This is a genomic window from Sinomonas susongensis, assembly GCF_005877005.1.
Taxonomy (GTDB): Bacteria; Actinomycetota; Actinomycetes; order Actinomycetales; family Micrococcaceae; genus Sinomonas; species Sinomonas susongensis.
The window spans coordinates 565,179-591,398 of record NZ_SSNH01000001.1 but is presented as its reverse complement, the minus strand read 5'-3'; the positions used below and the strand labels follow the sequence as shown (position 1 = coordinate 591,398).

Sequence of the window (26,220 nt, the reverse complement as noted above, 5' to 3'; positions counted from 1 at the left end):
TCACATCCTCTCCGGCGCCGAGACGCCGAGCAGGTCGAGGCCGTTGGCGAGGACCTGGCTCGTCGCGTCGTTGAGCCACAGGCGCGTGCGGTTCAGGTCGGTGACCTCCTCGTCGCCCTGCGGAGCGATGCGGCAGTTGTCGTACCAGGAGTGGTAGGCGCTCGCAATCGTCTCGAGGTGCCGCGCGATCCGGTGCGGCTCGCGGAACTCGGCGGCCTTCCCCACGATGGAGGGGTAGGCGGCGAGATGCGCGAGGAGCTCGCCCTCCGTCGGATGGCTCAGGAGCGAGGCGTCGAACACGTCCCGGCCGTCGACGGCGCGGGCCACGCCCGCGTCCACCGCGTTGCGGGCCGCCCCGCGCGAGCGGGCATGGGCGTACTGGACGTAGTAGACCGGGTTCTCGTTGGAGTGCTTGCGCAGGAGCTCCGGGTCAAGGGTCAGCGGCGAGTCCGCGGGGTAGCGCGCGAGCGAATAGCGCACGGCGTCCTTCCCGAGCCAGTCGATGAGGTCCTTGAGCTCGATGATGTTGCCGGCACGCTTCGAGAGCTTCGCGCCGTTGACCGAGACCAGCTGGCCGATGAGGATCTCGATGCTCTGCTCGGGGTCGTCGCCCGCGCAGGCTGCGATCGCCTTGAGGCGGTTGACGTAGCCGTGGTGGTCGGCGCCGAGGAGGTAGATCTTCTCGGAGAAGCCGCGGTCCTTCTTCGAGAGGTAGTACGCGGCGTCGGCGGCGAAGTAGGTGGGCTCGCCGTTGGCGCGGATGAGCACGCGGTCCTTGTCGTCCCCGAAATCGGTCGTGCGCAGCCAGACTGCGCCGTCGTCGTCGTACACGTGGCCCTGCTCGCGGAGGCGGGCCACGGCCGACTCGATCGCCCCGGAGTCGTGCAGCCCCTCCTTCTCCGAGAAGTACACGTCGAAGGAGACGCCGAAGGCTGAGAGGGTGTCCTTGATGTCCCGCATCTGGGCCTCGTAGGCCGCGTGCCGGACGATCGGCAGGGCAGCGTCGTCGGTCAGCTCGCGGACGTCCGGGTGGGCGGCGAGGACGTCGTGGCCCAGGTCCACGATGTACTGGCCCGGGTAGCCGCCCTCGGGAACGTCGCGGCCGTGCAGGCGTGCGAGCACCGAGTTCGCGAAGACATTCATCTGGCTGCCGGCGTCGTTGATGTAGTACTCGGCCGTGACCTCGGCGCCGGAAGCCCTGAGGACGCGGGCGATGGAGTCCCCGAGCGCGGCCCAACGGGTGTGCCCGATGTGGAGCGGACCTGTCGGGTTCGCAGAGACGAACTCCATGTTGATCACGTGGCCGGCGAGCGCGTTGTTGCGCCCGTAGACCGTGCCGGCCTCGACGATGACCTTCGCGAGCGCGCCGGCGGCCGCGGCATCCAGCGTGATGTTGAGGAACCCGGGGCCTGCGACCTCGACGCTCTTCACGCCGTCGAACGACGAGAGGCGCGCCGCGAGGACTTCAGCGAACGCGCGCGGGTTCATGCCGGCCTTCTTGGCGAGCTGGAGGGCGATGTTCGTGGCCCAGTCACCGTGCTCCCGGTTCTTGGGCCGCTCCACTCGGATCTCCCCCGGCACGTCGACGGCGAGCTCGCCGGCGCGGACGGCGTCCGCAAGGCAGGCGGAGATGGCGGAGGAGAGTTCTTCGGGAGTCACGGACCTAGATTACCGGCGGGGCCCCTCGGCCCTGAAACTGCAGGGCCTCCACGACGCCTGGATCGTCGTCGATATAGCGGGGGCGGCACACTACCCAACCCGCAACGGCAAGCACCACGAGGGTCAGGCCGAGGAATGCGAAGGTAGCGGTCCAGCCTCCAGTTGCGTCGTGCAGGATGCCGGCGAAGAGCGGCCCCGCGCAGGCGAGCAGGTATCCCACCCCTTGCGCGAAGCCGGAGACCGCGCCGGAGGCCCTGTGCGAGCGCGTCCGCAGGTTGATCAGGACGAGCGAGAGGGGGAACGTCGCGGGACCGAGGCCCGCGAGCAGGGACCAGAGCCAGGTGGCCGTAGCGGGCGCGAGCCACAGGCCGAGGTAGCCGCATACGAAGGACAGGAGCCCGAAGGCCACGATGGGGAAGGGATTGCGCATCCTTCCCGCGAGCAGTGGGACGACGAGGCTGAGCGGGAGCCCGATGCCCGAGAAGATCGCGAGCTGCACTCCGGCCTGGCCCGTGCTCAGGCCCGCGCCAGTGGCAATCTGCGGGAGCCACGCGAACATCGTGTACGTATTGAGCGACGTGATGCCGAACATGAGCGCAAGCGCCCATGCGGCCGGCGAGCGCCAGGGGCGGACGACCGATCTGGGGCCGCCGGCCGAGGCCGCCCGGGCGGCATGGGCCTTGCGTTCTGCGCCGCGGGGCGGCCAGACGGTCAGCCAGGGGACGACGGCGACGACGTTGACGAGCGCCCACCAGCCGATCGAGAGGCGCCATCCACCGGCGTTCGCAACGGGAACGGCAAGGAGCGGCGGAACCGTGGTGCCCAGGCTGATGACCGTCACGTAGAGGGCGGTCATGAGGCCGATCCGATGCGGGAAGTACTTCTTGACCATGGGCGGCAGGACGACGTTGCCGGCGCCCATGCCCGCGAGCGCGAGCGCCGAGCCGGCAAGGAAGACGCCCGTCTCGGGGGCCAGCGCCCGTACGGCCTGGCCGAGGGCCGCCGCGGCCATCGCCGCCACCGCGAGCGCCTCGACGCTCCACCTGCGCATGAGGAGGGGCGTCACGAGACCCGCGATTCCGAAGAGCGCGGTCGGGATCATTCCGAGGACGCCGACGAGCCAGGTGGGAAGGAAGAGGTCGTGGGAGATGGCGCCGGTGAGCGGGGAAACGCTCGTCACGGCGGTCCGCAGGGTGAACGCCACGATGAGGATGCCTGCACCAGTGAGGAGTCGGCCGCGTCCCAGGGTCCTTCGGCTTCCCGCGCTGTCCGTCTCGTCCGCTCGTGTCCCTGGTTCGCTCACCCCACGACGTTACAGCAGCGGGAAGGCGCAAGTCGGGTGGCGTTGTCAGGGTTCCGTCGGTGGCCTCATAGCCTGCGCACAGAAGGCGGCGCGCGTGAACCGAGTCTCCCGGGGCTACGTTTAAAGCTGGAGAATTTCCGCTCATCCTAGGAAGCACATCCATGCCAGCCTCACCCGTGTCCGCCGTCCGCCCGACTTCCTTCCCCGCGCGCAAGGCCGTCCTGACCACTCTCGCGGGCGCGTCCCTCGTCGGGGCGGTGGCGGGGTGTGCACCGTCGGGCGCGGCAGCGGCGCCGGACTCGACCACGAGTCCCGCGGCGTGCGCGAGTGCGCCGACAGCATCCGCGGGCGCCGCCGCGTCCAGCGCCGCCGGAGCATCGCCGTACCGAGACGGCACCTTCTGTGCCGACGGCCACTACGTCTCGCCGAACGGTCCGGAGACGATCGGCGTCGCCCTCACTCTGAAGTCGGGCGTCGTGACGGATGTGCAGATCATCGAGCATCCGACGAGCGCCAACACGCGCCTCTATCAGAAGCACTTCGCGTCGGGCATCAAGGACTTGGTCGTCGGAAAGAAGCTCGACAGCCTCAACGTCGGAGTGGTCTCCGGCTCCTCGCTCACCGGGCAGGGGTTCAACGACGCCGTCACGGTCATCAAGCGCGAGGCGTCCTAGGTCGGGGCCGTGGAGAGTTTCGCCTTCGACGCCCTCGGGACCCGTTTCGAGGTGCGGACCACGCGCCAGCTGGGCCCCGGTGTCCGTCAGGAACTGCTGAGGGAGACCGAGCGCTTCGACTGGGTGTGGTCGCGGTTCCGACCTGACTCCCTCGTGGCCCAGATGCGGGCGAACGGCGGCCGGTGGGACATGCCAGCCGAGAGCGAGCAGCTCGCCCGCCTGTACGCCCGGCTCTACAGGGTCACGCAAGGCGCGATGAGCCCGTGGATCGGCTCGAGCCTCGAGCGGCTCGGCTACGGTCCGCACTACGAACTCGTGCCGACGGGGGCTCCCGAACCTGCACCGCTCTGGGACGACGACCACGTCTGGGATGGGGTCGTCGTCGTCCTCGCCCACCCTGCCGTGCTCGACATCGGTGCTGCGGGCAAGGGGCTGCTCGTCGACCGTCTCGGCACCATCCTCGACGACGCCGGTCACGACGCGTATGTGGTCGATGGAAGCGGCGACATCCTGCACGCCGGTGCGGACCCGATCCGGGCCGCGCTCGAGCACCCCTACGACCCAGAGGAAGCGATCGGGGTAGTCGAACTGGCCCGTGGTGCCCTGTGCGCGTCGGCAGGGAATCGCAGGGCGTGGGGAGACGGATTCCATCACCTGCTCGACGCTCGGACCGGTGCGCCGGTGCGGTCCATCGTCGCGACGTGGGCCATGGCCGCGGACGCGATGACCGCCGACGCTCTCGCCACGGCGCTGTTCGTGGCGCCGGGCGCCGTGCTCGCGGCCGAATTCCATGACGCGGCGCCCGAGTGGCTCCAGGTCTTCTCCGACGGTCACGCCGAAGGCAGCCAAGTCTTCCTGGAGGGGCTCTTCTCGTGACCCCCGCCGTCTCAGCCCCTGTCGCCGCAAGGATGCGGCTCGCGGCCGCCATCGGGCGAATCGGCACGTACCGCCTCGTCGTCGTGGTGCTCGCGGTGCTCGCGGCGTACAGCGTGCTGCTCGGCGCGCTGGGCTCGCTCCCGTTCAGCGCTCCGGCCATGCTCGCATCCGTTCTGGTGTGCGTAGCCACGTCCTACGGCCTCAACCGGCTCGTCGCCGCCGCCGTCCGGGTGGCGCCGCAGGCCGACTCGGCGCTCGTCACCGGACTGCTGCTCTACTTCCTGTTCTGGCCGAGCCTTGCGCCCCTCGATCTGGCCGTCACGGCACTCGCGTGCGCCATCGCGACCCTGTCCAAGTACCTCCTGGCCTGGCGCGGTCGGCACGTGTTCAATCCCGCTGCCCTGGGAGCGTTCGTGGTCGGGTTCACGGGGTGGGGCGCGGCCGTGTGGTGGGTGGGGACGCCCGCAATGCTGTGGGTCGTCCTTCCGGGCGCGCTCCTCGTGCTCTACCGCGCCCAGCGCCTCGCGATGGCGGGCCTGTTCGCGCTCGTCGCCCTCGGAGTCTCGGCGGCCGTCCTCGCCCAGGTGGGGGTGAGTCCGCTCTCCTCCCTCCCGCAGGCGATCTTCCAGGGCCCCCTCGTGTTCTTCGCAGGCTTCATGCTCTCGGAGCCGCTCACGATGCCCGGGCGCCGCTCCTACCGGTATGGCTATGCCGCCGTGATCGGCGTGGCCTACGCTCTGCCGTTCGCTGTGGGGCCCCTCTCGACCTCGCCGGAAGCGGCGTTGCTGCTGGGCAACCTCCTGTCCTTCGGTTTCGGGCTGACCCGCGGCGCGGGACTCCGTTTCGTCGAGAGGCGCGAACTGACGCCTGCCTCGCACGAGTTCGTCTTCCTCCCGTCCCGGCACGTGCGGTTCGCACCCGGGCAGTATGCCGAGCTGTCGCTTCCCGGCGGCGGCATGGCCGGGGGCGGCAGCCGCCGGACGTTCAGCTTCACGAGTGCCCCGTCGTCAGACCTTGTGGCCTTCGGCGTCAGCACGGCGCCGCCGATTTCCCGTTCCAAGCGCTCGCTCCTGGAGTTGGCCCCCGGCCAACCGGCCTATCTCGCCGCGGTCGGTGGCGACTTCGTGCTGCCTCGCAGCATCGAGGAGCCCGTTCTGCTGGTCGCGGGAGGAATCGGAATCACACCGTTCGCCTCAATGCTGCGGGCTGCCCGCAGCTCGGGCGAGGAGCGCGACGTCGTCCTCGTCGTCTCGGTGCCGAGCGCCGCGGAACTGGGGTACGCCGACGTCCTGCGCACCTCGGGGGCGAGGGTCATCGTACGGACGTCCGACGGCGGCGCTCCCGCCCCGTTCGCCGAGGACGCGGGCTCTGCCCCGTTCACCGCCGCAAGGCTCCGAGAGCTCGTGCCCGATATCGCTGCACGCACAGCGTACGTGTCCGGGCCGCCGGCGTTCGTCGGAGCCGTGGCGAAGGCGCTCCGCAAGGCGGGGGCTCGCCATGTCCGCCGGGACGCCTTCTCGGGCTACTGACGAGCGGGCGGTCGGCGTAGGCTGACCACCGGAAATCCCTTCCGGAAGGAGTGAACATGGACCAGGACATCCAGAGCCGCATCAAGGAACTCATCGAGGAAGAGCACGGCCTGCGCTCGGCGCTCGCCGACGGCAAGATCTCCGAAGACGAAGAGCACCGGCGACTGACCTCCGTCGAGGCCGAGCTCGACCAGTGCTGGGACCTCCTGCGGCAGCGCCGCGCCAAGCGGCAGTACGGCGAGAACCCGAAGGAGGCAGCTCCCCGCTCCCCCGAGGTCGTCGAGAACTACCTCGAGTAGGCTCCTCGGCAGGCAGCCGGCCCTCACGACGGCGTAGCGCTTTGCCCTCCGGCCGGTTTGCACGGCTGGGGTGGGCACCTGATAAGCTCGATGAGTTCCCAGGAACGGGCCCTCGTAGCTCAGGGGATAGAGCGTCTGCCTCCGGAGCAGAAGGCCGTAGGTTCGAATCCTATCGAGGGCACCACGAATGGCCCCGCCGACTCGGTCGGCGGGGCCTTCTTGGCAATGAGAGGCAACGACTTCGGCGAGGCCGTGTTCACGCCTTACGCTCTGGATCGCCTTGCGGCTTCCATCCCGCAGGCAGCCTTCGGTCCAGGCTCGCGGCCGTGAGGACCAGCGCGAGCAGGATCACCATCACGCACCACAGATAGGCGAGTTGTCCGCGCAGCCCCAAGGACGCCCCCGTCAGCAGCTTGACTGCGAGAGGCACGCCGAGGGCGAGGATTGCGAAATACGCCGCAAGGTTCCCAAGCATCTTTCCTGTTGACTGATGCTTCGAACGCGGGACCTGCTCGGCGAAGAGACAGGGCCGGAAGCGATCGCCTTGCTCCACTGAAATCTCGTCTGCCTTCGCGAGCAAGCCCGGAAGCGCGGACTCGCCGACGCCACGTTTGCGCAGTGCCGAGGCAAGTTCTTTCGCTTGTGTTCTATCCATAACACCCTCTCGTCATGTCCCAGCCAACCTCCTGCCTAATTCACGTCCCTCCGCCTGTGCCGCCATGCTCCAACTGCTGCCGGCACCAGAATCCAGATCATCGCCGAGCTCAGGGCGGGAAGAACCTCGCCGCCTTCGCTGAGGAAATTGGAAAACGTTGAAGACTGCACATACGACGTCGGGATATTGGGGACCAACCCGATCAAGAGATCGGCGACTGTGGACTGGATCAGGACGACCACAACGGCCAAGGGCGTTGACATAAGGGCTGAAGCGACTGCGGCGCCCGAGATCGAACCAATCAGAACGGCGCAGGCGGCGTACCAGAGCCCCTGCCCGAGGCCCGCGTAGGTAACCTCGAGGCTGGAGGATCCCGCGAGCACCACCGCGACGAGCACCGCCAGGAGGCAGATTGCCGCCATGACCGCCGTCGCAAAAAGTGTGACCGCGATGTACTTCGCGCCCAAGATCACGAGCCGCCTCGGCTGCAGAACGTAGAAAGTCATCACGTCCTTGTGCTGCCAGTCCGAAGTCACCGAAAGGATAGCAAGCAGGGGCGCGACGATGGCTCCTGGAAGTGCCAATCCCATCAAGAGGAGGGACACTTCCAAGACGCCGCCTCTTTCGACAGCCAGTCCCGCCGCGAGAGTGATCACCGTCAGGCCGACGAGAATCATCGCCACGAGGAGCCAGCGTGCACTCCGAGTGTCCACGAGCTTCCGTGACTCCACCCGAACAGCAACGGCAAGGGGCCCCGAAAGGAAGGCTGCCATCTTAGGTTTCCTTCCCGTCGCCGATGGTGTGCTCAATGGAACCGGCCCTGAATTGTGGTGACGTGACCGCGCCGTACTGAGCCTCAAGCGTCACTGCTGCAGCTGGGCCGAGATGGTTCACTCTGACTCGGCGCGACCACATTGCCTCGCCAATTTCGTTCGCCGTACGGCGAACCCGAAATCCTGGACCAGCGGATGGCTCGTCCCCTCGACGGTGCTCGAATCCCTCGGCAACAAGAACCTTTTCGATCTCATCCAAATCAGGGCCGCTGACAAAGGTCCACTCGCTCACGGCCCCGCGCCGCATGATCTGATCTGACACCACACGGCCGCGATCGAGGATGACCGCTCTGTCGACGTAGGTCTCCAATTCGTTCAGCAGGTGGCTTGAGACGACGACTGCCGTGCCTTTGTCCCCAAGCGAACGCAGCAGCCTCTTGAGCCACGTCATTCCCTCGACATCCAAGCCGTTTGCCGGTTCGTCCAGAACCAGAACCTCGGGCTCTCCGAGGAGCGCAATGGCGAGGCTCATGCGCTGACGCATCCCAAGGGAGAGGGCGCCTACCTTCCGCGCCGGCACAGATGCAAGGCCGACTTCAGTCAACACCGCATCCACTCGGCTTCTACGGAGACGCATCATCATGGCCGCGAGCGTGACCGTCTCTCGCACGGATCTTCCTGGATGGTGCGCTCCCGGGTCCAGAAGAAAGCCAACCTTCCGGCCCGGATTCTCGAGCGACCGATAGGGCTGGCCATCGATGAGAACACGGCCCGCATCGGGGCGTACAAGGCCGGCGATCACCTTGAGAGTGGTGGATTTTCCCGAGCCATTTGGCCCGATGTAACCCATGATCGTTCCCGCGTCGCACGAGAAGCTCACGTGGCTCAAGACTTGAATCCGCCCGTAGGACTTGGATATGTCTTCGACCTCGAGTTTCATCGGGACACCTCCTTCCATTTCGCCCTCTTGAGCCAGACGGCGAGAAACGCAAGAATCAGCACACCCAGCGCTGCATCAAAGATGCCCGTCGAAATTCTTGGCGAACCAGCTAAATACACCGCGCACCCAGCCGTTCAGACCGTTCCACCAGCCGACGAAGGACGACCACCCCGACCTAACGGCACTGACTATCGAATTCCAGAGGTAAGTCGTCCAGCAGTAGGCGTCGAAAGAAGGACAGCCGCGGCCAAAGCGGCGGCAATAGCCCGGGTTCGGACTGGATTAGAGGCTCTTGCTGCTGACACCATTCGTGTCCCCCATTGATTCGCTCTGGTGCTTGTCAGATAGATCGTGATGCGATCGGACCGCCGCTGTCAAATTCAAGTTGTCGAAAATACAAGCATCTGCCACTACAAATACAAGCTGTTCCTTGGTCTGCCGGTGGTTAGCCGCATTCCGGGACCTACGCCTCTGAACCAAATCCCCGCTAAGAGCGACTCTGGGGCTGTGGGCGATGCCGCCCCGTCGGCGGAATCCAGCCCACAAGCATCCACCTCGTAAAGAAACAAGGATGGGAGGACTCATGTCACGATCGACGCCGTCTTCGCCGTCGCGGGCCTTGCCGCCCCGACCTCGACCACCGTGGCAGTGAACTTCTTCGGCACCGTCGCAAGACTCGACGGGCTCCGCCCGCTTCTGCTCGGCTCTCCCTCGCCGCGGGCAGTCCTGGTCTCGTCGATGGCAGCCCTCATGCCGAGCGATGAAGAACTCGTCGGCCTGCTCTCAGCAGCGGACGCGTGGCTCGGCGGCGAGGAGAACACGCACGTGTGCGGGCAGATCATTTACGTCGACGGCGGAAGCGACGTTGTGCTGCGAGGCGATGCCGTCTGGTGAACCAGCCTCGCGCAGCTCGAGTGGGCGCCAGCGTAGAAGCCTAGGAATTTGGAAGGGCCAACTAGACTGGATCAGCCATGGCCTTGACGATCACGTACCCCAGCGCTCTGCCGGTCTCAGAACGGCGCGACGAGCTCATGGAGGCCATCGCCGCGAACCAGGTCACAATCATCGCGGGCGAGACAGGCTCCGGGAAGACAACCCAGATCCCCAAGATGTGCCTCGAGCTCGGCCTCGCCGAGAAGGGGCTGATCGGCCACACCCAGCCAAGGCGGCTCGCGGCCCGCACGGTTGCCGAGCGCATCGCGGAAGAGCTGGGCGTCGAGCTGGGCCAGGAGGTCGGGTTCCAGGTCCGCTTCACGGGCGAAGTGGGACCCCAGACGAAGGTCAAGCTCATGACCGACGGCATCCTGCTCGCCGAGATCCAGCGGGACCGTCTCCTCCGTCGCTATTCGACGATCATCATCGACGAGGCGCACGAACGCAGCCTCAACATCGACTTCATCCTTGGCTACCTCAGGCGGATCCTGCCCCAGCGGCCGGACCTCAAGGTCATCATCACCTCCGCGACCATCGACCCGCAGAGGTTCGCCCGGCACTTCGCGCGCGATCTGCCCGGCGGAACGAGCGAGCCGGCCCCGGTGCTCGAGGTCTCCGGGCGGACCTACCCCGTCGAGATCCGCTACCGCCCGCTCGTCGCCGAGCCCTCCTACGGAGCGGCAGGCACGGCGGACGACGACGAGTCGAGCGTCGCGCGGTCCGACGACACGCTCGAGGACGACCGCGATCCCCTCGATGCAGTGTGCGACGCGGTCGACGAGCTCTCCCGCGAGGATCCGGGCGACATCCTCATCTTCTTCTCGGGCGAGCGCGAGATCCGCGACGCCGCCGACGCGCTCGGCACGCGCATCCAGTCGAACCGTCGCCTCTCGGGGGCGGAGATTCTCCCGCTCTACGCACGCCTCTCGCTCGCGGAGCAGCACCGCGTGTTCACGCCAGGCGGACGGCGGCGCATCATCCTCGCGACCAACGTCGCCGAGACGTCCCTGACCGTCCCGGGGATCAAGTACGTCATCGACACCGGAACCGCCCGCATCTCGCGCTACTCCCACCGCACGAAGGTCCAGCGGCTCCCGATCGAGCGGGTCTCGCAGGCCTCCGCGAACCAGCGCGCGGGGCGCTGCGGCCGCGTCTCGGAAGGCATCTGCATCCGCCTCTACTCCGAGGAGGACTACCTCTCGAGGCCCGAATTCACGGACCCTGAGATCCTGAGGACCAACCTCGCCGCCGTCATCCTCCAGATGACCGCGATGGGCATCGCCCGCGGACCGAAGGACGTCGAGGCGTTCCCGTTCGTCGAACCGCCGCAGAGCCGCGCGGTCAACGACGGCGTCCTGCTCCTCCGCGAACTCGGGGCCCTTGCGGAGCCCGGCTCCGAACCGGAGCCAGCCCAGAACGGGCGGCGCGGCGGCGCGGCCAACGGCCGGGCCCGCGGCAGGGGGGACGGCAGGCCGGGCGGACTGACCGCCGTCGGCCACCAGCTCGCCCAGCTCCCCGTCGACCCCCGGCTCGGGCGCATGATCGTCGAGGCCTCGAAGCGGGGCTGCGCCCGGGAGGTCATGGTCCTTGCCGCGGCTCTCACCATCCAGGACCCGCGTGAGCGCCCCACCGAGAAGCGACAGCAGGCCGACGAGAAGCACGCGCGCTTCAGGGATGAGAATTCGGACTTCTCCGCCTACCTCAACCTCTGGAACTACCTCCAGGAGAAGCAGCGCGAGCTCTCCTCTTCGGCGTTCCGCCGGCTCTGCAAGGCAGAATTCATCAACTATCTCCGTGTCCGGGAGTGGCAGGAGCTGTTCCAGCAGCTCAGGCAGCTCGCCCGGCCCCTCGGCATCAGCCTGGGCCAGGGGCGCGAGACCGATGCCGTGGGGAACCACGACGCGGTCCACATCTCGCTTCTTGCGGGCCTCCTGAGCCACATCGGACTCCTCGACGAGCGCAAGCGCGAATACGCGGGCGCTCGCGGAACCCGCTTCGCCATCTTCCCGGGCTCGGCACTGTTCAAGAAGAACCCCACCTACGTCATGGCGGCGGAACTCGTCGAGACGAGCCGCCTGTGGGCGCGGACGGCTGCCAAGATCGACCCCGAGTGGGCTGAGCTCGTGGCCCCCCACCTCGTGAAGCGCTCATACTCCGAACCGCACTGGTCCAAGCGCATGGGCTCCGTCATGGCGTACGAGAAGGTCACCCTCTACGGTGTGCCCGTCGTGCCGCAGAGGCGCGTCAACTTCGGCCGCATCGATCCGGTCCTCGCCCGCGAGCTCTTCATCCGGCACGCCCTCGTCGAGGGTGACTGGCGCACGCACCACGCGTTCTTCCGGCGCAACCGGGAGCTCCTGGAGGAGGTCGACGAACTCGAGACGCGCGTGCGCCGCCGCGGCCTCCGTGTCGACGACGAAACGCTCTTCGACTTCTACGACGAACGGCTTCCCGCGACGGTCGTCTCGGAGCGCCACTTCGACGCATGGTGGAAGAAGGCCAAGGAAGAGGACCCGCACCTCCTGGACTTCGACCGTGCGCTGCTCCTGAGCGAGCGGGCGGAGGACGTCGACGACGACGCCTACCCCAAGGTCTGGCGGCAGGGATCCTTCGAGCTGCCGCTGAGCTACGAGTTCCAGCCGGTCGTCCCCGGCGGAACCCCGGACCCCAACGACGGCGTGACCGCGGAGGTCCCTGTCCTGTTCCTCAACCAGCTCGATCCCGAGCCATTCCGCTGGCAGATCCCGGGGCTGCGGGCCGAGCTCGTCGCGGCCCTCATCAAGTCGCTCCCCAAGCAGGTGCGCAAGAACTTCGTCCCTGCACCGGACGTCGCCCGTCAGGCGGTCGCCGTGCTCGACTCGGACTTCGACCCGCAGCGGGACGAGTTCGAGCCGTCGCTCGAACTCGCCCTCCGCCGGATCAAGGGCCAGATCGTGCCCCCGGGCTCCTGGAACTGGGAGGCAGTGCCGGCCCACCTCAAGATCTCGTTCAGCGTCGTCGACGCGCGGGGAAAGGTGCTCGGGTCCGGCAAGGACCTCGTCGCGCTCCAAGAGCAGCTCGCGCCCGCCACTCGCCGGGCGATCGCCGAATCGCTCGGCGCGACGCCCAAGTCTGCACAGCCCTCGAAGCGACGGGGCGAGCGAGCCGCCACGAACGCCGGAAGCGGCGGCTCGCCGTCGTCCGCGCTGGGCAGCCCGTCAGCACAGCCGACGACGGGCGGCGACGGGGTCGGGGCGGCCGGACGCTCCGAGCTGGCCGAGCGGACGGGCCTCACCGAACGGACCGGCCTCACCGAACGGACTGGCCTCACCGAGTGGAGCGTCGGAACGATCCCGCGCACGGCCAGCACCGTCGTCGCCGGCCACACGGTCACCGGGTATCCCGCCCTGGTCGACGAGGGCCGCGGCAGCAAGGGCCAGCCGAAGGCCAGAGGCAGCGCGGGCCTGCGCGTGTTCCAGAGCGAGGATGACCAGCTGCAGGCCCACCGCGGCGGCGTCATCCGCCTCCTCGCGCTCCGGGTCCCCCCGCCCGACAGGTACGTCATCGAGCACCTCAACAACCGCGAGAAGCTCACGTTCAGCCAGAACCCCCACGGGAGCGTGGCCGACCTCATCGCCGACTGCGTTCTCGCCTCGATCGACCGCCTCGTCCCCGCCGAGCTCCCGTGGGACCGCGCGGCGTTCGACGCTCTCTACGACCATGTGCGTGCCGAGCTCATCGACACCGTCTTCGCCGTGACCGCGATCGTCGAGGAGGTCCTCGCGTCGGCCAGCCGCATCGCGAAGCAGCTCAGGGGAACGACGAGCCTGGCCCTCGTGAGCGGGCTCAACGACATCAAGGCGCAGCTCGAGCAGCTCGTCTACCCCGGCTTCGTCGCGCGGACGGGCTATGCCCAGCTCGTGCACCTCCCCCGCTACCTTCGGGCGATCGAGCACCGACTCGAGAAGATGCCGGCGAACGTCCAGCGGGACGCGGTCGCGATGGCGACCGTCCAGGGGCTGGAGGACGACTACGACGATGCCGCGGCCGCCCTCGCGCCCACCGGCCGGAATCGAGCGAAGCTCGAGAAGGTGCGCTGGATGATCGAGGAGCTCAGGGTGAGCCTCTTCGCCGTCGAACTCGGGACCGCGGGGAAGGTCTCCGAGAAGCGCGTGCGGCAGGCGCTCGGCGAGGCGCTCGCGCCGGCGTGAGGCCGAGCCGGGCGGCCTAGGACTCCGGGACGAACTGGCCGTGGCCTGCGTCGCGGAGGGCCCGGCGGAGCCGCTCCGCGGCCGCGTCCATGGCGGCCGGGTCGGGGTCGTGCTGTGACCGCTGGAAGTTGAATTCGGCCTCGGAAGTAGCGGGCCAGACGTGGACATGCAGGTGGTGGACCTCGAAGCCGGCGATGATCATGCCCGCGCGCTCGACCTCGAAGGCATCGACCTGAGCCTGCCCGATCCTCTGCGCCACGAGCATCACCTTCGTGAGAAGGTCCGGTGACGCGTCAGTCCAACGGTCCACCTCCTCCCGGGGCACGACGAGCGTGTGCCCGTCCGCGAGTGGGCCGATGCTCAGGAACGCGACGACATCGTCGTCGTTCCAGACGAAGCGCCCGGGGATCTCTCCCTCGATGATTCGCGTGAAGACTGTGCTCATGCCTGCCTTTCCTCGGCCTCGGTCGAGGCCTCCGTAGAACCCGTCGTCTCTCTGACCGCTGTGCCGAGGGTCGCAACATCCAGGACGAACCTGTAGGCGACGTCGCCCGCGACCATGCGATCGAAGGCGGTGTTGAGCCCGTCGGCCGAGACGAGCTCGATGTCCGCTGTGACCCCGTGCTCGGCGCAGAACTCCAGCATCTCCTGCGTCTCCGCGATCCCGCCGATGAGGGAGCCAGCGTAGGAGAGGCGCCGGCGGATGAGCAGCCCCGGATCGACGGGCGCCATGGTCCCCGAGGGAAGGCTCAGCTGGAAGAGCGCGCCGTCGAGCCGGAGAGTCCGCAGGTAGGCGTTGACGTCGTGCGGCGCGGCGACGGTGTCGATGACGAGGTCGAGCGTGCGCTCGGCGGCGGCGAGCGCCGCTGGATCGGAGGTCACGACGACGTCGTCGGCCCCCAGACCGCGGGCGGCCTCGGCCTTCGCGCCGGAGCGCGTGAAGACCGTCACCTCCGCGCCCATTGCCTTGGCGAGTCTGACGGCCAGGTGCCCGAGGCCGCCGAGCCCTGCGACGCCCACCCTTTCGCCGGGTTCGAGACCGAAGTAGCGCAGGGGGGAATACGTCGTGATCCCGGCGCACAGGAGGGGCGCCGCAGCGGCCGGGTCCAGCGCCTCGGGGACGCGCACCACGAACCTCTCGGTGACGACTATCCGCTGCGAGTAGCCGCCCTGCGTGATCCCGCCGCCATTGCGCGCGTCGACGGAGCCATACGTGAGGACGCTGCCGCGGTCGCAGAACTGCTCGACCCCGTCGAGGCAGTTCTCGCACTCACCGCAGGAATCGACCATGCAGCCGACCCCGACCCTGTCCCCCGCGGCGAACGACTGGACGTCCGCTCCCACCCGACGCACGCGGCCCACGATCTCGTGCCCCGGAACGAGCGGCCAAGGGCGCTCCCCCCATTCGCCGCGCGTCGCGTGCACGTCGGAATGGCACAGGCCGCAGAACTCGATGTCGATTTCCACGTCGTCGGGCTTGGGCTCCCGCCGCTCGATCACGAGCGGCACCAGACCACTCCGGGAAGACGTCGCACCGTACGCTGCCGCTTCGCGCCGATCGGTCGACGGCGACCCGCCGCGTTGGTCGGCCAGCGTACGCCGGACCTTCTCCGCGCTGGGCATGACAGGGCGTCCGGGGCTCATACTGTCGAAGCTATCCCATCCTCCGGCCCTCTCGCGACGGGCCGGGAGGGGTCTCTGGACCATTGCGAGAAGGACCCCGGATAGAGGGCGGCGTCGATTCCCGCGATGGCGAGCGCCGCGATCTCGTGCGCGGCGGTAACGCCCGAGCCGCAATAGACGGCGACCGCGCTCCCGGGCTCGACGCCCTGCTCCGCGTATCGGCGCCTGAGCTCGTCGGCGGGCAGAAAGCTGCCGTCTTCGGCAAGGTTCCGCGCCGTCGGGGCACTCACCGCCCCCGGGATGTGGCCCGGCCGGGGATCAACCGGTTCGACGTCGCCGCGGTAGCGCTCGGGAGCCCGCGCGTCGAGGAGTACCCCCGGGAAGGCCGCGGCCGCATCCGCGTCGATGGTGGGAAGCCTTCCACTGTCGAGATGAACGGTACCGGGAAGGCTCGGCGTCTCGATGCCCTCGCTCAACGGCAGGCCGGCAGCGCGCCACGCGCGAAGACCCCCGTCAAGGAGGTACACACTCTCGAAGCCGGCGTCCCTGAGGAGCCACCAGGCCCGGGCAGCCGACTGGCCCGACGAATCGTCGTAGGCGACGACGACGTCCCCGTCCTCGATGCCCCATCGCCGCGCCGCCGCTTCGAAGCCCTCGGGCGTCGGAAGGGGATGCCGCCCGCCCGCGGCATCTTCAGGGCTCCCGGGCTCTACCGGGACAGCGAGCTCGTGCTCGAGGTCCACGAAGACCGCTCCGGGGAGATGCCCCGACGCATACGCCTCGCGTCCGGGCGGCCCGTTGAGCGACCAGCGGACGTCCAGGAGGACCGTGCGCTGGTCCTCGTCGAGGCGGCGCCTGAGCTCGTCGACAGTGATCAGGACCTGCTGCTGGGTGCTCATCGATCTCACCCTAACTGGGACGCGGGGGTGCGCGAAGGATTCACTCAGACCTCGACGGACTCGCCCGGTTCGAGATGCCGGTAGTCCGTGCCGTAGAGGCTGCCGATCCGCTGTGCATGACCCTCGACCATGCCAGTACCTCGCTCGTTGATCAGCGCGTTGTGAATCGGGAAGGCACGCGGGGCGCGCACGGCGATGATGAAGTCGATGACTTCTTGGATCTTGTTCCACGGTGCGTGGATCGGCACGAGGAGTGTCCCGACCTCAAGGCCGCTCGGGACCGTGAAGGAATCGCCCGGATGGAAGACCTCCCCGTCGATGACGTACCCGATGTTGGCGACCACCGGGACGAGGGGATGGATGAGGGCGTGCTGGCTCCCGAACGTCTGTACGCGGAAGCCCGCCGCCCCGAACTCCTGACCGGGCTCGGCCGTGTGCACCCGGTCTGCCGCGGAAGGAGCAGCCTCCCGCAGTTGGCCCGCGACCTTCGCGGGCGCCCACGCCGAGAGCGAAGCGTTGCCCTCGAGGGCCGCGCCCACGCGGCCGAAGTCCACATGGTCCGCGTGCTCATGGGTCACAAGGAGCACATCGGCGCCGGCAAGGGCATCCTCGATCTCCGAGAAGCTGCCGGGGTCGATGACCAGGGCACGGTCATCCTTGTCCAAGCGGACGCACGCGTGGGTGTACTTGGTGAGCTTCATGCGGCCAGTCTATGCAGGCTTGCTAGGCTGGAATACCTGCGTGCACGTGGCACGTTTGCCACGGTAGGACGAGCCGGGAGGGAATCCCTTCCGCAGAAGAGAGGGTGAAGTGGCCGAGACGACGGCGTCGGGCCGAGCCCGAGCAACAGGAGGACGCGAGCAGCGCGTCACGAGGCAGAAGGTCGCCGTGAGCGACGCCCTCGACGAGCTCGCTGACTTCGTGTCCACTCAGGAACTGCACCGCATCCTGCAGGAGCGGGGCGCATCGGTCTCGCTCGCCACAACCTACCGGATCGTCCAGTCGATGGCGGACGATGGGCTGCTCGATGTCCTCCGGGCGGACGACGGCGAGGCACGCTACCGGCGATGCGAGGCGCACGGCCACCACCATCACCTCGTGTGCCGCCGCTGCGGCAAGGCAGTCGAGATCGAGGCGCCGACTGTCGAGGCCTGGGCCAGCCGCATCGCCGCCGAGAACGGCTACACCGCTCTCGAGCACACCGTGGAGATCTTCGGGCTATGCCCGGAGTGCTCGGCAGCCGTGGCCGCCGAGCACTCCGAAGAATGAGCTGGCTCTGACGCTACTGGCGTGCCAGCGCCGGCCTCTGACGCCGCTGGCTTCTGACAGCGCTGGCTAGGGGCCGCGCGTCGCTCGCCGCCGCGTAGCCGTCAGGGACGGATCGCCCAACCCCCGCCGCGTGTCGTGGCAACGCGGTCGATGCCGGTGATCGGCGCGCCGTTCACGTCGACGACAAATCCCGGCGCGACCGTCACGAGGAACTGGTTCGCCGGGCCCTGCCCGCGCTCGCCTTCATCCCCGGGGTTCCCGAAGCTGACAACGCGTCCGTCGGACAGCGTGACGAACACGGGCGCCGAGACCGAGACGTTCTTGACTGTCACGCCCGCCAGGCCGAGCGCCCTGACCACGTCGACGGAGCGGGCGAAGCGGTCCAGGACGCTGCCGCCCGCGACGGTGGTCGGTGTCCGACCGCCCCACACCCACACGAGTCCGTCCCGGCCCACGGCCGCAGTGACGTAGCTCGAATCGGTGTACGGGCTCGAGTGCACGGCGAGACTCTTCGCCAGGAGTGGCGAGTTCTGGCTTCCCGCCCAGACCTGCTGGGCGTACCCCGCAAGCCATGTGGATGTTCCGGTGGTCGCCCTGACGGACCAGACCGTGCCGTCAGCCTTCCGTGCAGTGATCTGCGGGTCGGCCCCTGCGGCGATTTCGACCACATCCCTGAGATCGCTGCCATCCTGCATCTTGACCGTGACGGGGGCAGGGCCGAAGTTCCTCGACGGGAGGATGTAGACCCTGCCGTCGGAGGAGAGGCCGACAGCCCCGGCCAAGTCGTTCCAGAAATGGGCGATCTGCACGAACGTCACGCCTGGAGGATTGCGCACTTGGGCCGCCGTCATGCTCGTCGTGACGTAGTGCTCCGTGAACACGCGGCCCTGCGAGGTGAGGATTGCGATGACCTGTGGACCCCCGGCGAGCGACACCATGGTCTCGCCCGGATTCAGGGCGATCGTCCGATTGGTCCTCGTCACCGGGGAGCCGGCGAACGAGACGTAGGAGAGGCCGTCTGGCGAAATCATGTAGGTGTGCTCGTCGCCCACCTGGGCGACATCGCGGTACCTGCTCCAGCCCTGGTCGATCACACGCTGTGGTGCTGCGGCGTAGGGGCGGTTGTAGGGCGTCTGTGAGATTCCGGTCCCGTTCATCGTCCCGTAGCCCCAGACCAGGGCGCTTCCCGCGAGGGGTACGGCGACCGGCGTCACGGTCAGGGTGGTGCTTCCGGGGGTGAAGCTCGTGGCCGACGCCGTCAGAGTGGCAGAGGTGACCGCCGTGGCCGGAGCGGTGACGGTGCCGACGGTGAAGGCACCCGTCACGGGATTCACGGTTGCCGTGGCGGGCCCCGTGAACCCCGCCGGGTACAGGAGGGTGACGACGCTCGGGTAGGTGCCGGACGTCAGGGTCACCCTGCCGGAGATCGTGGTGTACGTGCCCCGCGCGCTCGTGGAGTAGTTCGGCTGATCGAACGAGATGATGCCCGAGCCGGACGCGGCAGCGAGGGGAGCTGCGGCGACCGCAGCGACAACGGGCACCGTCCACGCCGCGCCGTGCAGGACAGAACGGCGCCCCAATGTCTTCTTCTGCTCTTCCATACCAGCGAGGCCTTTCAGGTGCGAATGATCTGCTACGGCGGCACCGTCGACAGGCCGGTCGTCGGAAGGATCGTCAGCGCGCCGGGAAAACGCCTCTAGCTCCGCGCGAGAAGAACGCCCGAACAGCTTCCCGGACCGTGCCTGGGCTGGACGGTTGCCGCAGCGCGCCATGGGGCAGCGCCTAGTTCACGCTATTTCCGGCCCCTGCCGGGTCAGTGGGCTGGAGGGGCGCTGTCCGTGATACGCCCCGCCGCGGGAGACATCTCAGTGGGGGCATCAGGCGAATTGAGTGTTTCCTGCCGGCTCCACCTCCGTGGGTCCGGCGGTGGGGCACGGAACCTTCAGGCTTCCGGCTCCCCCTCGAACCTACGGAACCGTCCAGCCTGGGTCGCATCACGGATCTCCCCGACCAGCTGCTCGATCACGTCCTCGAGGAAGAGCACACCCCGAGTCCCGCCTTGAGGGCCGATCACTCGGGCCACGTGGAGGCCCGTCTTCTGCATCGCCGTGAGCGCATCCTCGATATTCGTCTCCAGGCCGAGGTTGGCGAGCGAGCGGACGCGGGCCTCCCCGATCGGACGGTCGCGCTCCGTGTCAGGGATCGCGAGGACATCCTTGACGTGCAGGTAGCCGGCCAGCTCCCCATCGTCGTCGACCATGGGGAATCGCGAGAAGCCGGTCTTCGCGACGGCCTTCTCGAACCCCGAGGGCGTAGTCGACGTCGGAAGGGTCACGATCTGCTCGAGCGGCACCATGATCGAGGCGACGGTCTGGTCTGAGAACTCGAGAGCACCCGAGAGCAGGCCCGATTCGTCGTCGACGAGGCCGGATTTCGTCGAGACCTCGACGATCGACTGGACTTCCTCGAGGGTGAACGACGAGGAGACCTCGTCCTGCGGCTGGACCCCCACGAGGCGCAGGACCGCGTTCGCGGACCAGTTGAGTGCCACGATGACGGGGCGGACGAGCCGCGCGATCCCTACAAGGATCGGGGCAAGCACAATCGCTGCCCGGTCCGCGACGGACACCGAGATGTTCTTCGGCACCATCTCGCCGAACGTCACGTGCAGGATGGTCACGAGCGCGAGCGCGACGACGAAGGCCGTGGTCTCGGCGGCCTCGACCGGGATGCTGAGCGCGGAGAGCGGCACGGCCACGAGGTCGTGGATGGCCGGCTCGGCGACCTGGAGCAGCAGGAGCGAGCACACCGTGATGCCGAGCTGGGCGCACGCAAGCATGAGCGAGACGTGTTCCATCGCCCGGAGCGTCGTCGCCGCGCGCTTCGAGCCGCTCTCGGCGACCGGCTCGATCTGGCTTCGGCGCGCGGACATGATGGCGAATTCTGCAGCCACGAAGAACGCGTTGCCGAGCAGCAGCACGACCAGCCAGACAATCCCTCCCCAGTCGCCCATCAGGCCTCAGCCCCTTCGCTCGCGGCAGGAACCTTGGGGGCGGGGGCGAAGCGGAGCCTGTCCACCCGTCGCCCGTCCATGCGGGTCACCTCGAGCGCCCCGCCGTCGACCTCGATGCGATCGCCCTGGACCGGCACCCGTCCAAGCGAGCGCATCACGAAGCCGCCCACCGTCTCGTAGGCCGGATCGTCGTCGACCACCAGTCCCGGAACCTGTTCGGACACTTCGTCCGGGCGCATGAGTCCCGGGAAGAACCAGTCGCCCGAGGCACTCTGCAGCACGCCCGGCGCGAGCCGGTCATGCTCGTCGGCGACCTCGCCCACGATCTCTTCGACGAGATCCTCGAGCGTGACGACGCCCGCGGTCCCGCCGTACTCGTCGAGGACGACGGCCAGCTGCAGGTTCCCGCCCCGGAGCTGCGAGATGAGGGCGTCGAGATGGATCGTCTCGGGCACGCGGAGCACTTCGGTCATGATTGCCCCAGCCTCGAGGGAGGCGCGCCTCTCGGCCGGAACCGCGACTGCCTTCTTGACATGCACGAGTCCTCGGACGTCGTCGGGCGAGTCACCGATCACCGGAAAGCGCGAATGCCCCGTGGCGCGGGCCGCGACGATGATGTCCTCGACGGAATCCGTGGCGTCCACGGTCGTGACGCGCATGCGCGGCGTCATGACGTCCGCCGCTGTGCGTTCGGAGAAGCTCAACGTGCGTGAGACGAAGCGGGCAGTCCCTTCGTCGAGGGTGCCGAGCTCTGCCGAACGGCGCACAAGGGAGGCAAGCTCGGCCGGCGAGCGGGCACCCGAGATCTCCTCCTGGGCCTCGATGCCCATCGCATGGAGCACCCTGTTGGCGAATCCGTTGAGCACAATGATGGCGGGCTTGAACACGGCCGTGAAGATGAGCTGCGGGCGGGCGACAGCCCGGCCCACGTTGAGGGCTCGCGCAATTGCGAGGTTCTTCGGGACGAGCTCACCGAGGAGCATCGAACCGAGGGTGGCGATCACCATGGCGAGAACAAGCGAGACCGCATGCGCGGCCGGGACGCCGAGCCCGGCGAGCGGCACTTCGAGCAGTTTCCCGACTGAGGGCTCCATGACGAAGCCGGTCAGGAGGGTAGTGAGTGTGATGCCGAGCTGACAGCTCGAGAGCTGGGTCGAGAGGCTCGTGATGCACTGCATGAGCGCCTTCGCGCCCGGTTCGCCCCTGTCGATGCTGCGCTGGACCGTCGAATGGTCGAGCGCGACGAGCGAGAACTCTACGGACACAAAGAAGCCGGTGCCGAGGATGAGAATTATTCCCGCGGCGAGGAGTAGCCACTCCATTCAGGCACCGACCGCCTCGAGGAGCACAGAACTCGGTCGAGAACTTCGCGCAGAACTTGTTCGTACAGAACTTCGTGGAGGGTCGTCGTCCATAGCCGTTCCAGCTTACCAGCCGGGTCGCCACGGAGATCGGGGGACAGCTGCCGCGCAGAGCACTGAGAAGGATGTGACACTCCCCACGGATTGCCCGTTTCGGGTGCTCGCTCACTAGACTAGACAGGAGTGTGAACCGGAAGGCCCATGCCCTCTCCGATTCACGGTGGCAGGCGGCTCCTGTCCCGACATCGAACCGCCTGCCGGGCCATGGTCCGGTGGTTGGCCTGTGAAGACCTGCCTCCTGGCCCAACAGATCGATGGAAGAGGCGTATCTCCAGTGCCAGAATTGCCAACCCACCGCCTGCCCGAAGAATTCGGCGGCAATGAGTGGCTTGTCGACGAGCTCTACGAGCAGTATCAGCAGAACAAGAACTCGGTCGACTCCAAGTGGTGGCCCCTGTTCGAATCGTTCGAAGCCGATGCCGCAAACGGGTCTCCCGTCGTGAACGGATCCGCGAAGGCGCAGACCGTCGACACGCTCACGAAGCAGCTGCCGACCACGCCAGCGCCGGCCGCCCCCGCCAAGCCCACCGCCGCTCCCTCTGCGCAGACGGCCCCTGCGCAGCCTCCTGCCCCCCGGCAGCCGGCCCCTGCCGCCTCGGCCCAGGCCGCCCCCTCCGCGGACGCCCCGAAGAAGGGTGCCGCCGCCGTCGTCCGTGACGGCGCGAAGCCCTCGGCGAGCGGACCGATCCCGGCCCAGCTTCCGAAGAAGGCCAAGGACGAGACCGTCGAGGAAGACGTCATCACGACCCTCCGCGGCCCAGCCAAGGCCATCGCGGCCAACATGGTCGCCAGCCTCGACGTGCCCACGGCCACGACCGTGCGCGCCGTCCCCGCGAAGCTCCTGATGGACAACCGCATCGTCATCAACAACCACCTCACGCGCGTTCGCGGCGGCAAGGTCTCGTTCACGCACCTCATCGGCTTCGCCGTGATCCGCGCCCTGAAGCTCATGCCCTCGATGAACGTGAGCTACGACGAGGTCGACGGCAAGCCGGTCGCGGTCCAGCACGCGCACGTCAACTTCGGCATCGCCATCGACCTGCCGAAGGACGACGGCACGCGCCTCCTCGTCGTCCCGAACGTCAAGAAGGCCGAGACGATGAACTTCTCGGAGTTCTGGCACACGTACGAGGACCTCATCAAGCGCGCCCGCCTGGGCAAGCTCACTGCGGACGACTACGCGGGCACGACCGTCTCGCTCACGAACCCCGGCGGCATCGGAACCGTCCACTCGGTCCCGCGCCTCTCGAAGGGCCAGGCTGCCATCGTCGGCGTCGGGGCACTCGAGTACCCCGCCGAGTTCCAGGGCGCCTCGGAGAAGACGCTCGCACTCCAGGCCGTGGGCAAGATCATCACGCTCACGTCGACCTACGACCACCGGGTCATCCAGGGCGCAGGCTCGGGCGAATTCCTCCGCATCGTGCACCAGCTCCTGCTCGGCGAGCAGGGCTTCTACGACGAGATCTTCGAGTCGCTGCGCATCCCGTACGAGCCGGTGCGCTGGAGCCCTGACCTCCAGATCAACCCCGAGGACACCATCAACAAGGTGGCCCGGATCCAGCAGCTCATCCACGCGTACCGCGTCCGCGGCCACCTCATGGCGGACACGAATCCGCTCGAGTACGTCCAGCGCCGGCATCCCGACCTCGACGTCCTCACCTACGGGCTCACGCTCTGGGACCTCGACCGCGAGTGGCCGACCGGCGGTTTCGGCGGGAAGCCGAAGATGAAGTTCCGCGACATCCTCGGCGTGCTCCGCGACGCCTACTGCCGCACGACGGGCACGGAGTACATGCATCTCCAGGAGCCTGCGGAGCGCAAGTGGTTCCAAGACGAGATCGAGCACCCGTACAAGAAGCCGAGCCGCGAAGAGCAGCTCCGCATCATTTCCCGCCTCAACGCGGCCGAGGCGTTCGAGACCTTCCTCCAGACGAAGTTCGTCGGGCAGAAGAGGTTCTCGCTCGAGGGCGGCGAGTCGCTCATCCCGATGCTCGACGCGATCCTCTCGGAAGCCGCCGAAGACGGCCTCGACGAGGTCGGTATCGGCATGGCGCACCGTGGTCGCCTCAACGTCCTCACCAACATCGCCGGGAAGACCTACGCCCAGGTGTTCCGCGAGTTCGAGGGCACCCAGGACCCACGCAGCGTGCAGGGCTCCGGCGACGTGAAGTACCACCTCGGCACCGAGGGGACGTTCACGGCGGAGAACGGGAAGAAGACCAAGGTCTACCTCGCCGCCAACCCGTCGCACCTCGAGGCCGTCGACCCCGTCCTCGAGGGCATCGTGCGGGCCAAGCAGGACCGGATCGACGCGGGCGAGGCCTTCCCCGTCCTGCCCATCCTCGTCCACGGCGACGCGGCGTTCGCGGGCCAGGGCGTGGTTGCCGAGACGCTCAACCTCTCGCAGCTCCGCGGCTACCGGACCGGCGGCACGATCCACATCATCGTGAACAACCAGGTCGGCTTCACGACGTCGCCGTCCGCCTCGCGCTCGTCCGTGTACTCGACGGACGTCGCGAAGATGGTCCAGGCGCCGATCTTCCACGTGAACGGCGACGACCCGGAGGCCGTGGTCCGCGTGGCGCAGCTCGCCTACCGCTTCCGCGAGCGCTTCCACAAGGATGTCGTCATCGACCTGGTGTGCTACCGCCGCCGCGGCCACAACGAGGGCGACGACCCGTCGATGACCCAGCCGCTCATGTACAACCTCATCGAGGCGAAGCGCTCCGTCCGCAAGCTCTACACAGAGAGCCTCATCGGCCGCGGCGACATCACCCAGGACGAGGCAGAGCAGCTGCTCCGCGACTACCAGGAGCGTCTCGAGCGCGTCTTCGCGGAGACCCACGCAGCGCAGACGTCGCCGATCCCGATCGTCACGAGCGACCTCAAGGCCGTCTCCGACCTCGAGCGTCCGATCTCGCAGCAGCAGGAGGACTCCGGCGAGCAGCGCCCCGAGTCGACCGCGATCAGCACCGATCTGCTGGCCCGCATCGGCCACGCGCACGTCGAGATCCCCGATGCCTTCACGGTCCATCCGAAGCTCAAGCAGCTCCTCGAGCGGCGTGAGCAGATGTCCCGCGAAGGCGGCATCGACTGGGGCTTCGGAGAGCTCGCGGCCTTCGGCTCGCTCGTCTCGGAAGGCGTGCCGGTCCGCCTCTCCGGCCAGGACTCGCGCCGCGGCACCTTCGTGCAGCGCCACGCGGTCTTCCACGACCGGACGACGGGTGCGGAGTGGACGCCACTCTCGAACCTCTCGGACGAACAGGCGAAGCTCTCGATCTACGACTCCTCGCTCTCCGAGTACGCCGCGCTCGGCTTCGAGTACGGCTACTCCGTGGAGCGCCCGGAGGCGCTCGTCCTCTGGGAGGCCCAGTTCGGCGACTTCGTCAACGGTGCCCAGACCGTGATCGACGAGTTCATCTCCTCGGCCGAGCAGAAGTGGGGCCAGCGGTCCTCGCTCGTCATGCTCCTCCCGCACGGCTACGAGGGTCAGGGCCCCGACCACTCCTCGGCCCGCATCGAGCGCTTCCTCCAGATGTGTGCCGAGGAGAACATGATCGTCGCTCACCCGAGCACTCCGGCTTCGCACTTCCACCTGCTGCGCCGTCAGGCCTACAGCCGGCCCCGGAAGCCGCTCATCGTGTTCACCCCGAAGCAGCTCCTCCGCCTGAAGGCCGCTTCGTCGCCGGTCGAGGAGTTCACGAACGGCGGGTTCCGCCCGGTCATCCCTGAGCACGAGAACTTCGATGCCCAGCGGGTCGAGCGCGTCCTGCTCGTTTCCGGGCGCCTGTACTACGACCTGCTCGCGGCGCGTACGAAGGCGAAGGACACCACGACGGCGATCGTGCGCATCGAGCAGCTCTACCCGCTGCCGCAGGCCGAGATCGCCGCCGAGATCGCGAAGTACCCGAACGCCGAGGTCGTGTGGGCTCAGGACGAGCCGAACAACCAGGGTGCCTGGACGTACCTCGCGCTCAATCTGGCCCCGACGCTCGACCGGACGCTGCATGTCGTGTCCCGGCCGGCGTCGGCCGCGACGTCTGCCGGCTCGATGAAGCGGCACTCGGCCGAGGAGTCCACCCTTCTGGAACTCTGCTTCCAGCACGGGGTTCCGGCCAACGCCTGATCGGCGGTAGCAAGGGAAACCCCTGACGACGGCGGCCC

The 26,220-nt window shown here is 68.1% G+C and carries 20 protein-coding genes and 1 tRNA gene; 9 read left to right on the top strand and 12 right to left on the bottom strand.

What is annotated here, in order from left to right; translation table 11 throughout:
- Both argS and E6A21_RS02710 read right to left on the bottom strand, forming a co-directional pair.
- On the bottom strand, positions 1–1,659 hold the full coding sequence (argS, locus tag E6A21_RS02715; RefSeq protein WP_138442555.1) for an arginine--tRNA ligase: 1,659 nt from the start codon (positions 1,657–1,659) through the stop codon (positions 1–3).
- Between the two features lie 4 nt (positions 1,660–1,663).
- Positions 1,664–2,962, bottom strand: a complete 1,299-nt coding sequence (locus tag E6A21_RS02710) for an MFS transporter (RefSeq protein ID WP_138442554.1) — start codon at positions 2,960–2,962, stop codon at positions 1,664–1,666.
- Between the two features lie 161 nt (positions 2,963–3,123).
- Here E6A21_RS02710 and E6A21_RS02705 point away from each other — a divergent pair, with 161 nt between their 5' ends.
- The 5 genes from E6A21_RS02705 (at position 3,124) to E6A21_RS02685 (ending at position 6,524) form a co-directional block, all read left to right on the top strand.
- A complete protein-coding gene (locus tag E6A21_RS02705; protein WP_246036142.1) occupies positions 3,124–3,636 on the top strand; it encodes an FMN-binding protein in 513 nt (170 codons plus the stop codon).
- 9 nt (positions 3,637–3,645) lie between these two features.
- Positions 3,646–4,512, top strand: coding sequence for an FAD:protein FMN transferase (locus tag E6A21_RS02700; protein WP_138442553.1), 867 nt, complete (start codon positions 3,646–3,648; stop codon positions 4,510–4,512).
- Positions 4,509–6,041, top strand: a complete 1,533-nt coding sequence (locus E6A21_RS02695; RefSeq protein WP_342777839.1) for an oxidoreductase — start codon at positions 4,509–4,511, stop codon at positions 6,039–6,041. Before E6A21_RS02700 ends, E6A21_RS02695 begins: the two co-directional genes overlap by 4 nt.
- A gap of 56 nt (positions 6,042–6,097) precedes the next feature.
- Positions 6,098–6,340, top strand: coding sequence for a DUF2630 family protein (locus tag E6A21_RS02690; protein WP_138442552.1), 243 nt, complete (start codon positions 6,098–6,100; stop codon positions 6,338–6,340).
- 108 nt (positions 6,341–6,448) lie between these two features.
- Positions 6,449–6,524 (top strand) — tRNA-Arg (locus E6A21_RS02685).
- 72 nt (positions 6,525–6,596) lie between these two features.
- On the opposite strand, the gene E6A21_RS02680 is transcribed toward E6A21_RS02685, so the two are convergent.
- The 3 genes from E6A21_RS02680 to E6A21_RS02670 are packed head-to-tail and all read right to left on the bottom strand — an operon-like array spanning position 6,597 to position 8,708.
- Positions 6,597–6,995, bottom strand: a complete 399-nt coding sequence (locus tag E6A21_RS02680) for a hypothetical protein (protein WP_138442551.1) — start codon at positions 6,993–6,995, stop codon at positions 6,597–6,599.
- 35 nt (positions 6,996–7,030) lie between these two features.
- Complete coding sequence (locus E6A21_RS02675; RefSeq protein WP_138442550.1) at positions 7,031–7,768, bottom strand: hypothetical protein; 738 nt, start codon at positions 7,766–7,768, stop codon at positions 7,031–7,033.
- Position 7,769: 1 nt separating this feature from the next.
- Positions 7,770–8,708 (bottom strand): ABC transporter ATP-binding protein, encoded by a 939-nt coding sequence (locus E6A21_RS02670; protein WP_171041230.1) that lies wholly within the window; start codon positions 8,706–8,708, stop codon positions 7,770–7,772.
- A 642-nt stretch (positions 8,709–9,350) separates the two neighbouring features.
- On the opposite strand from E6A21_RS02670, the gene E6A21_RS02665 reads away from it, so the two are divergent.
- Both E6A21_RS02665 and hrpA read left to right on the top strand, forming a co-directional pair.
- Positions 9,351–9,602, top strand: coding sequence for a Rossmann-fold NAD(P)-binding domain-containing protein (locus E6A21_RS02665; protein WP_246036141.1), 252 nt, complete (start codon positions 9,351–9,353; stop codon positions 9,600–9,602).
- A 77-nt stretch (positions 9,603–9,679) separates the two neighbouring features.
- Positions 9,680–13,831 (top strand): ATP-dependent RNA helicase HrpA, encoded by a 4,152-nt coding sequence (gene hrpA / locus E6A21_RS02660; RefSeq protein WP_138442548.1) that lies wholly within the window; start codon positions 9,680–9,682, stop codon positions 13,829–13,831.
- Between the two features lie 16 nt (positions 13,832–13,847).
- Here hrpA and E6A21_RS02655 read toward each other — a convergent pair whose 3' ends face one another.
- From E6A21_RS02655 to E6A21_RS02640, 4 genes are read right to left on the bottom strand one after another with little or no spacing between them, the layout of a single operon-like run.
- The gene (locus E6A21_RS02655; protein WP_138442547.1) at positions 13,848–14,276 is read right to left on the bottom strand and encodes an HIT family protein; all 429 of its coding nucleotides are present in this window, start codon (positions 14,274–14,276) and stop codon (positions 13,848–13,850) included.
- On the bottom strand, positions 14,273–15,475 hold the full coding sequence (locus E6A21_RS02650; RefSeq protein WP_138442546.1) for an NAD(P)-dependent alcohol dehydrogenase: 1,203 nt from the start codon (positions 15,473–15,475) through the stop codon (positions 14,273–14,275). The genes E6A21_RS02655 and E6A21_RS02650 overlap by 4 nt, the downstream gene beginning before the upstream one ends.
- Positions 15,472–16,353 carry a sulfurtransferase gene (locus tag E6A21_RS02645; RefSeq protein WP_171041229.1) on the bottom strand — a complete coding sequence of 294 codons (882 nt, stop codon included), beginning with the start codon at positions 16,351–16,353 and terminating at the stop codon, positions 15,472–15,474. Before E6A21_RS02645 ends, E6A21_RS02650 begins: the two co-directional genes overlap by 4 nt.
- A gap of 44 nt (positions 16,354–16,397) precedes the next feature.
- Positions 16,398–17,054 carry an MBL fold metallo-hydrolase gene (locus E6A21_RS02640; RefSeq protein WP_138442545.1) on the bottom strand — a complete coding sequence of 219 codons (657 nt, stop codon included), beginning with the start codon at positions 17,052–17,054 and terminating at the stop codon, positions 16,398–16,400.
- A gap of 109 nt (positions 17,055–17,163) precedes the next feature.
- Here E6A21_RS02640 and E6A21_RS02635 point away from each other — a divergent pair, with 109 nt between their 5' ends.
- Positions 17,164–17,622: a Fur family transcriptional regulator gene (locus E6A21_RS02635; RefSeq protein WP_138442544.1), complete on the top strand. Its 459-nt coding sequence runs from the start codon at positions 17,164–17,166 to the stop codon at positions 17,620–17,622.
- 101 nt (positions 17,623–17,723) lie between these two features.
- Here E6A21_RS02635 and E6A21_RS02630 read toward each other — a convergent pair whose 3' ends face one another.
- The 3 genes from E6A21_RS02630 to E6A21_RS02620 all read right to left on the bottom strand — a co-directional run bounded on the left by E6A21_RS02630 (position 17,724) and on the right by E6A21_RS02620 (position 21,957).
- The gene (locus tag E6A21_RS02630) at positions 17,724–19,223 is read right to left on the bottom strand and encodes a hypothetical protein (protein ID WP_138442543.1); all 1,500 of its coding nucleotides are present in this window, start codon (positions 19,221–19,223) and stop codon (positions 17,724–17,726) included.
- Between the two features lie 341 nt (positions 19,224–19,564).
- The gene (locus tag E6A21_RS02625; protein WP_138442542.1) at positions 19,565–20,635 is read right to left on the bottom strand and encodes a hemolysin family protein; all 1,071 of its coding nucleotides are present in this window, start codon (positions 20,633–20,635) and stop codon (positions 19,565–19,567) included.
- Positions 20,635–21,957, bottom strand: coding sequence for a hemolysin family protein (locus E6A21_RS02620; RefSeq protein WP_138442541.1), 1,323 nt, complete (start codon positions 21,955–21,957; stop codon positions 20,635–20,637). The genes E6A21_RS02625 and E6A21_RS02620 overlap by 1 nt, the downstream gene beginning before the upstream one ends.
- A 373-nt stretch (positions 21,958–22,330) precedes the next feature.
- Between E6A21_RS02620 and E6A21_RS02615 the strand changes: the two genes are divergently transcribed.
- On the top strand, positions 22,331–26,182 hold the full coding sequence (locus E6A21_RS02615; RefSeq protein ID WP_138442540.1) for a multifunctional oxoglutarate decarboxylase/oxoglutarate dehydrogenase thiamine pyrophosphate-binding subunit/dihydrolipoyllysine-residue succinyltransferase subunit: 3,852 nt from the start codon (positions 22,331–22,333) through the stop codon (positions 26,180–26,182).
- The last annotated feature ends 38 nt before the right edge of the window (positions 26,183–26,220 follow it).

Bases quoted from the DNA above. Each gene is read 5' to 3' on its own strand.
- E6A21_RS02705 (WP_246036142.1), top strand. From the start codon at position 3,124: ATGCCAGCCTCACCCGTGTCCGCCGTCCGCCCGACTTCCTTCCCCGCG.
- E6A21_RS02690 (WP_138442552.1), top strand. From the start codon at position 6,098: ATGGACCAGGACATCCAGAGCCGCATCAAGGAACTCATCGAGGAAGAG.
- E6A21_RS02680 (WP_138442551.1), bottom strand. From the start codon at position 6,995: ATGGATAGAACACAAGCGAAAGAACTTGCCTCGGCACTGCGCAAACGT.
- E6A21_RS02675 (WP_138442550.1), bottom strand. From the start codon at position 7,768: ATGGCAGCCTTCCTTTCGGGGCCCCTTGCCGTTGCTGTTCGGGTGGAG.
- E6A21_RS02670 (WP_171041230.1), bottom strand. From the start codon at position 8,708: ATGAAACTCGAGGTCGAAGACATATCCAAGTCCTACGGGCGGATTCAA.
- hrpA (WP_138442548.1), top strand. From the start codon at position 9,680: ATGGCCTTGACGATCACGTACCCCAGCGCTCTGCCGGTCTCAGAACGG.
- E6A21_RS02655 (WP_138442547.1), bottom strand. From the start codon at position 14,276: ATGAGCACAGTCTTCACGCGAATCATCGAGGGAGAGATCCCCGGGCGC.
- E6A21_RS02650 (WP_138442546.1), bottom strand. From the start codon at position 15,475: ATGAGCCCCGGACGCCCTGTCATGCCCAGCGCGGAGAAGGTCCGGCGT.
- E6A21_RS02645 (WP_171041229.1), bottom strand. From the start codon at position 16,353: ATGAGCACCCAGCAGCAGGTCCTGATCACTGTCGACGAGCTCAGGCGC.
- E6A21_RS02640 (WP_138442545.1), bottom strand. From the start codon at position 17,054: ATGAAGCTCACCAAGTACACCCACGCGTGCGTCCGCTTGGACAAGGAT.
- E6A21_RS02630 (WP_138442543.1), bottom strand. From the start codon at position 19,223: ATGGAAGAGCAGAAGAAGACATTGGGGCGCCGTTCTGTCCTGCACGGC.
- E6A21_RS02625 (WP_138442542.1), bottom strand. From the start codon at position 20,635: ATGGGCGACTGGGGAGGGATTGTCTGGCTGGTCGTGCTGCTGCTCGGC.
- E6A21_RS02620 (WP_138442541.1), bottom strand. From the start codon at position 21,957: ATGGAGTGGCTACTCCTCGCCGCGGGAATAATTCTCATCCTCGGCACC.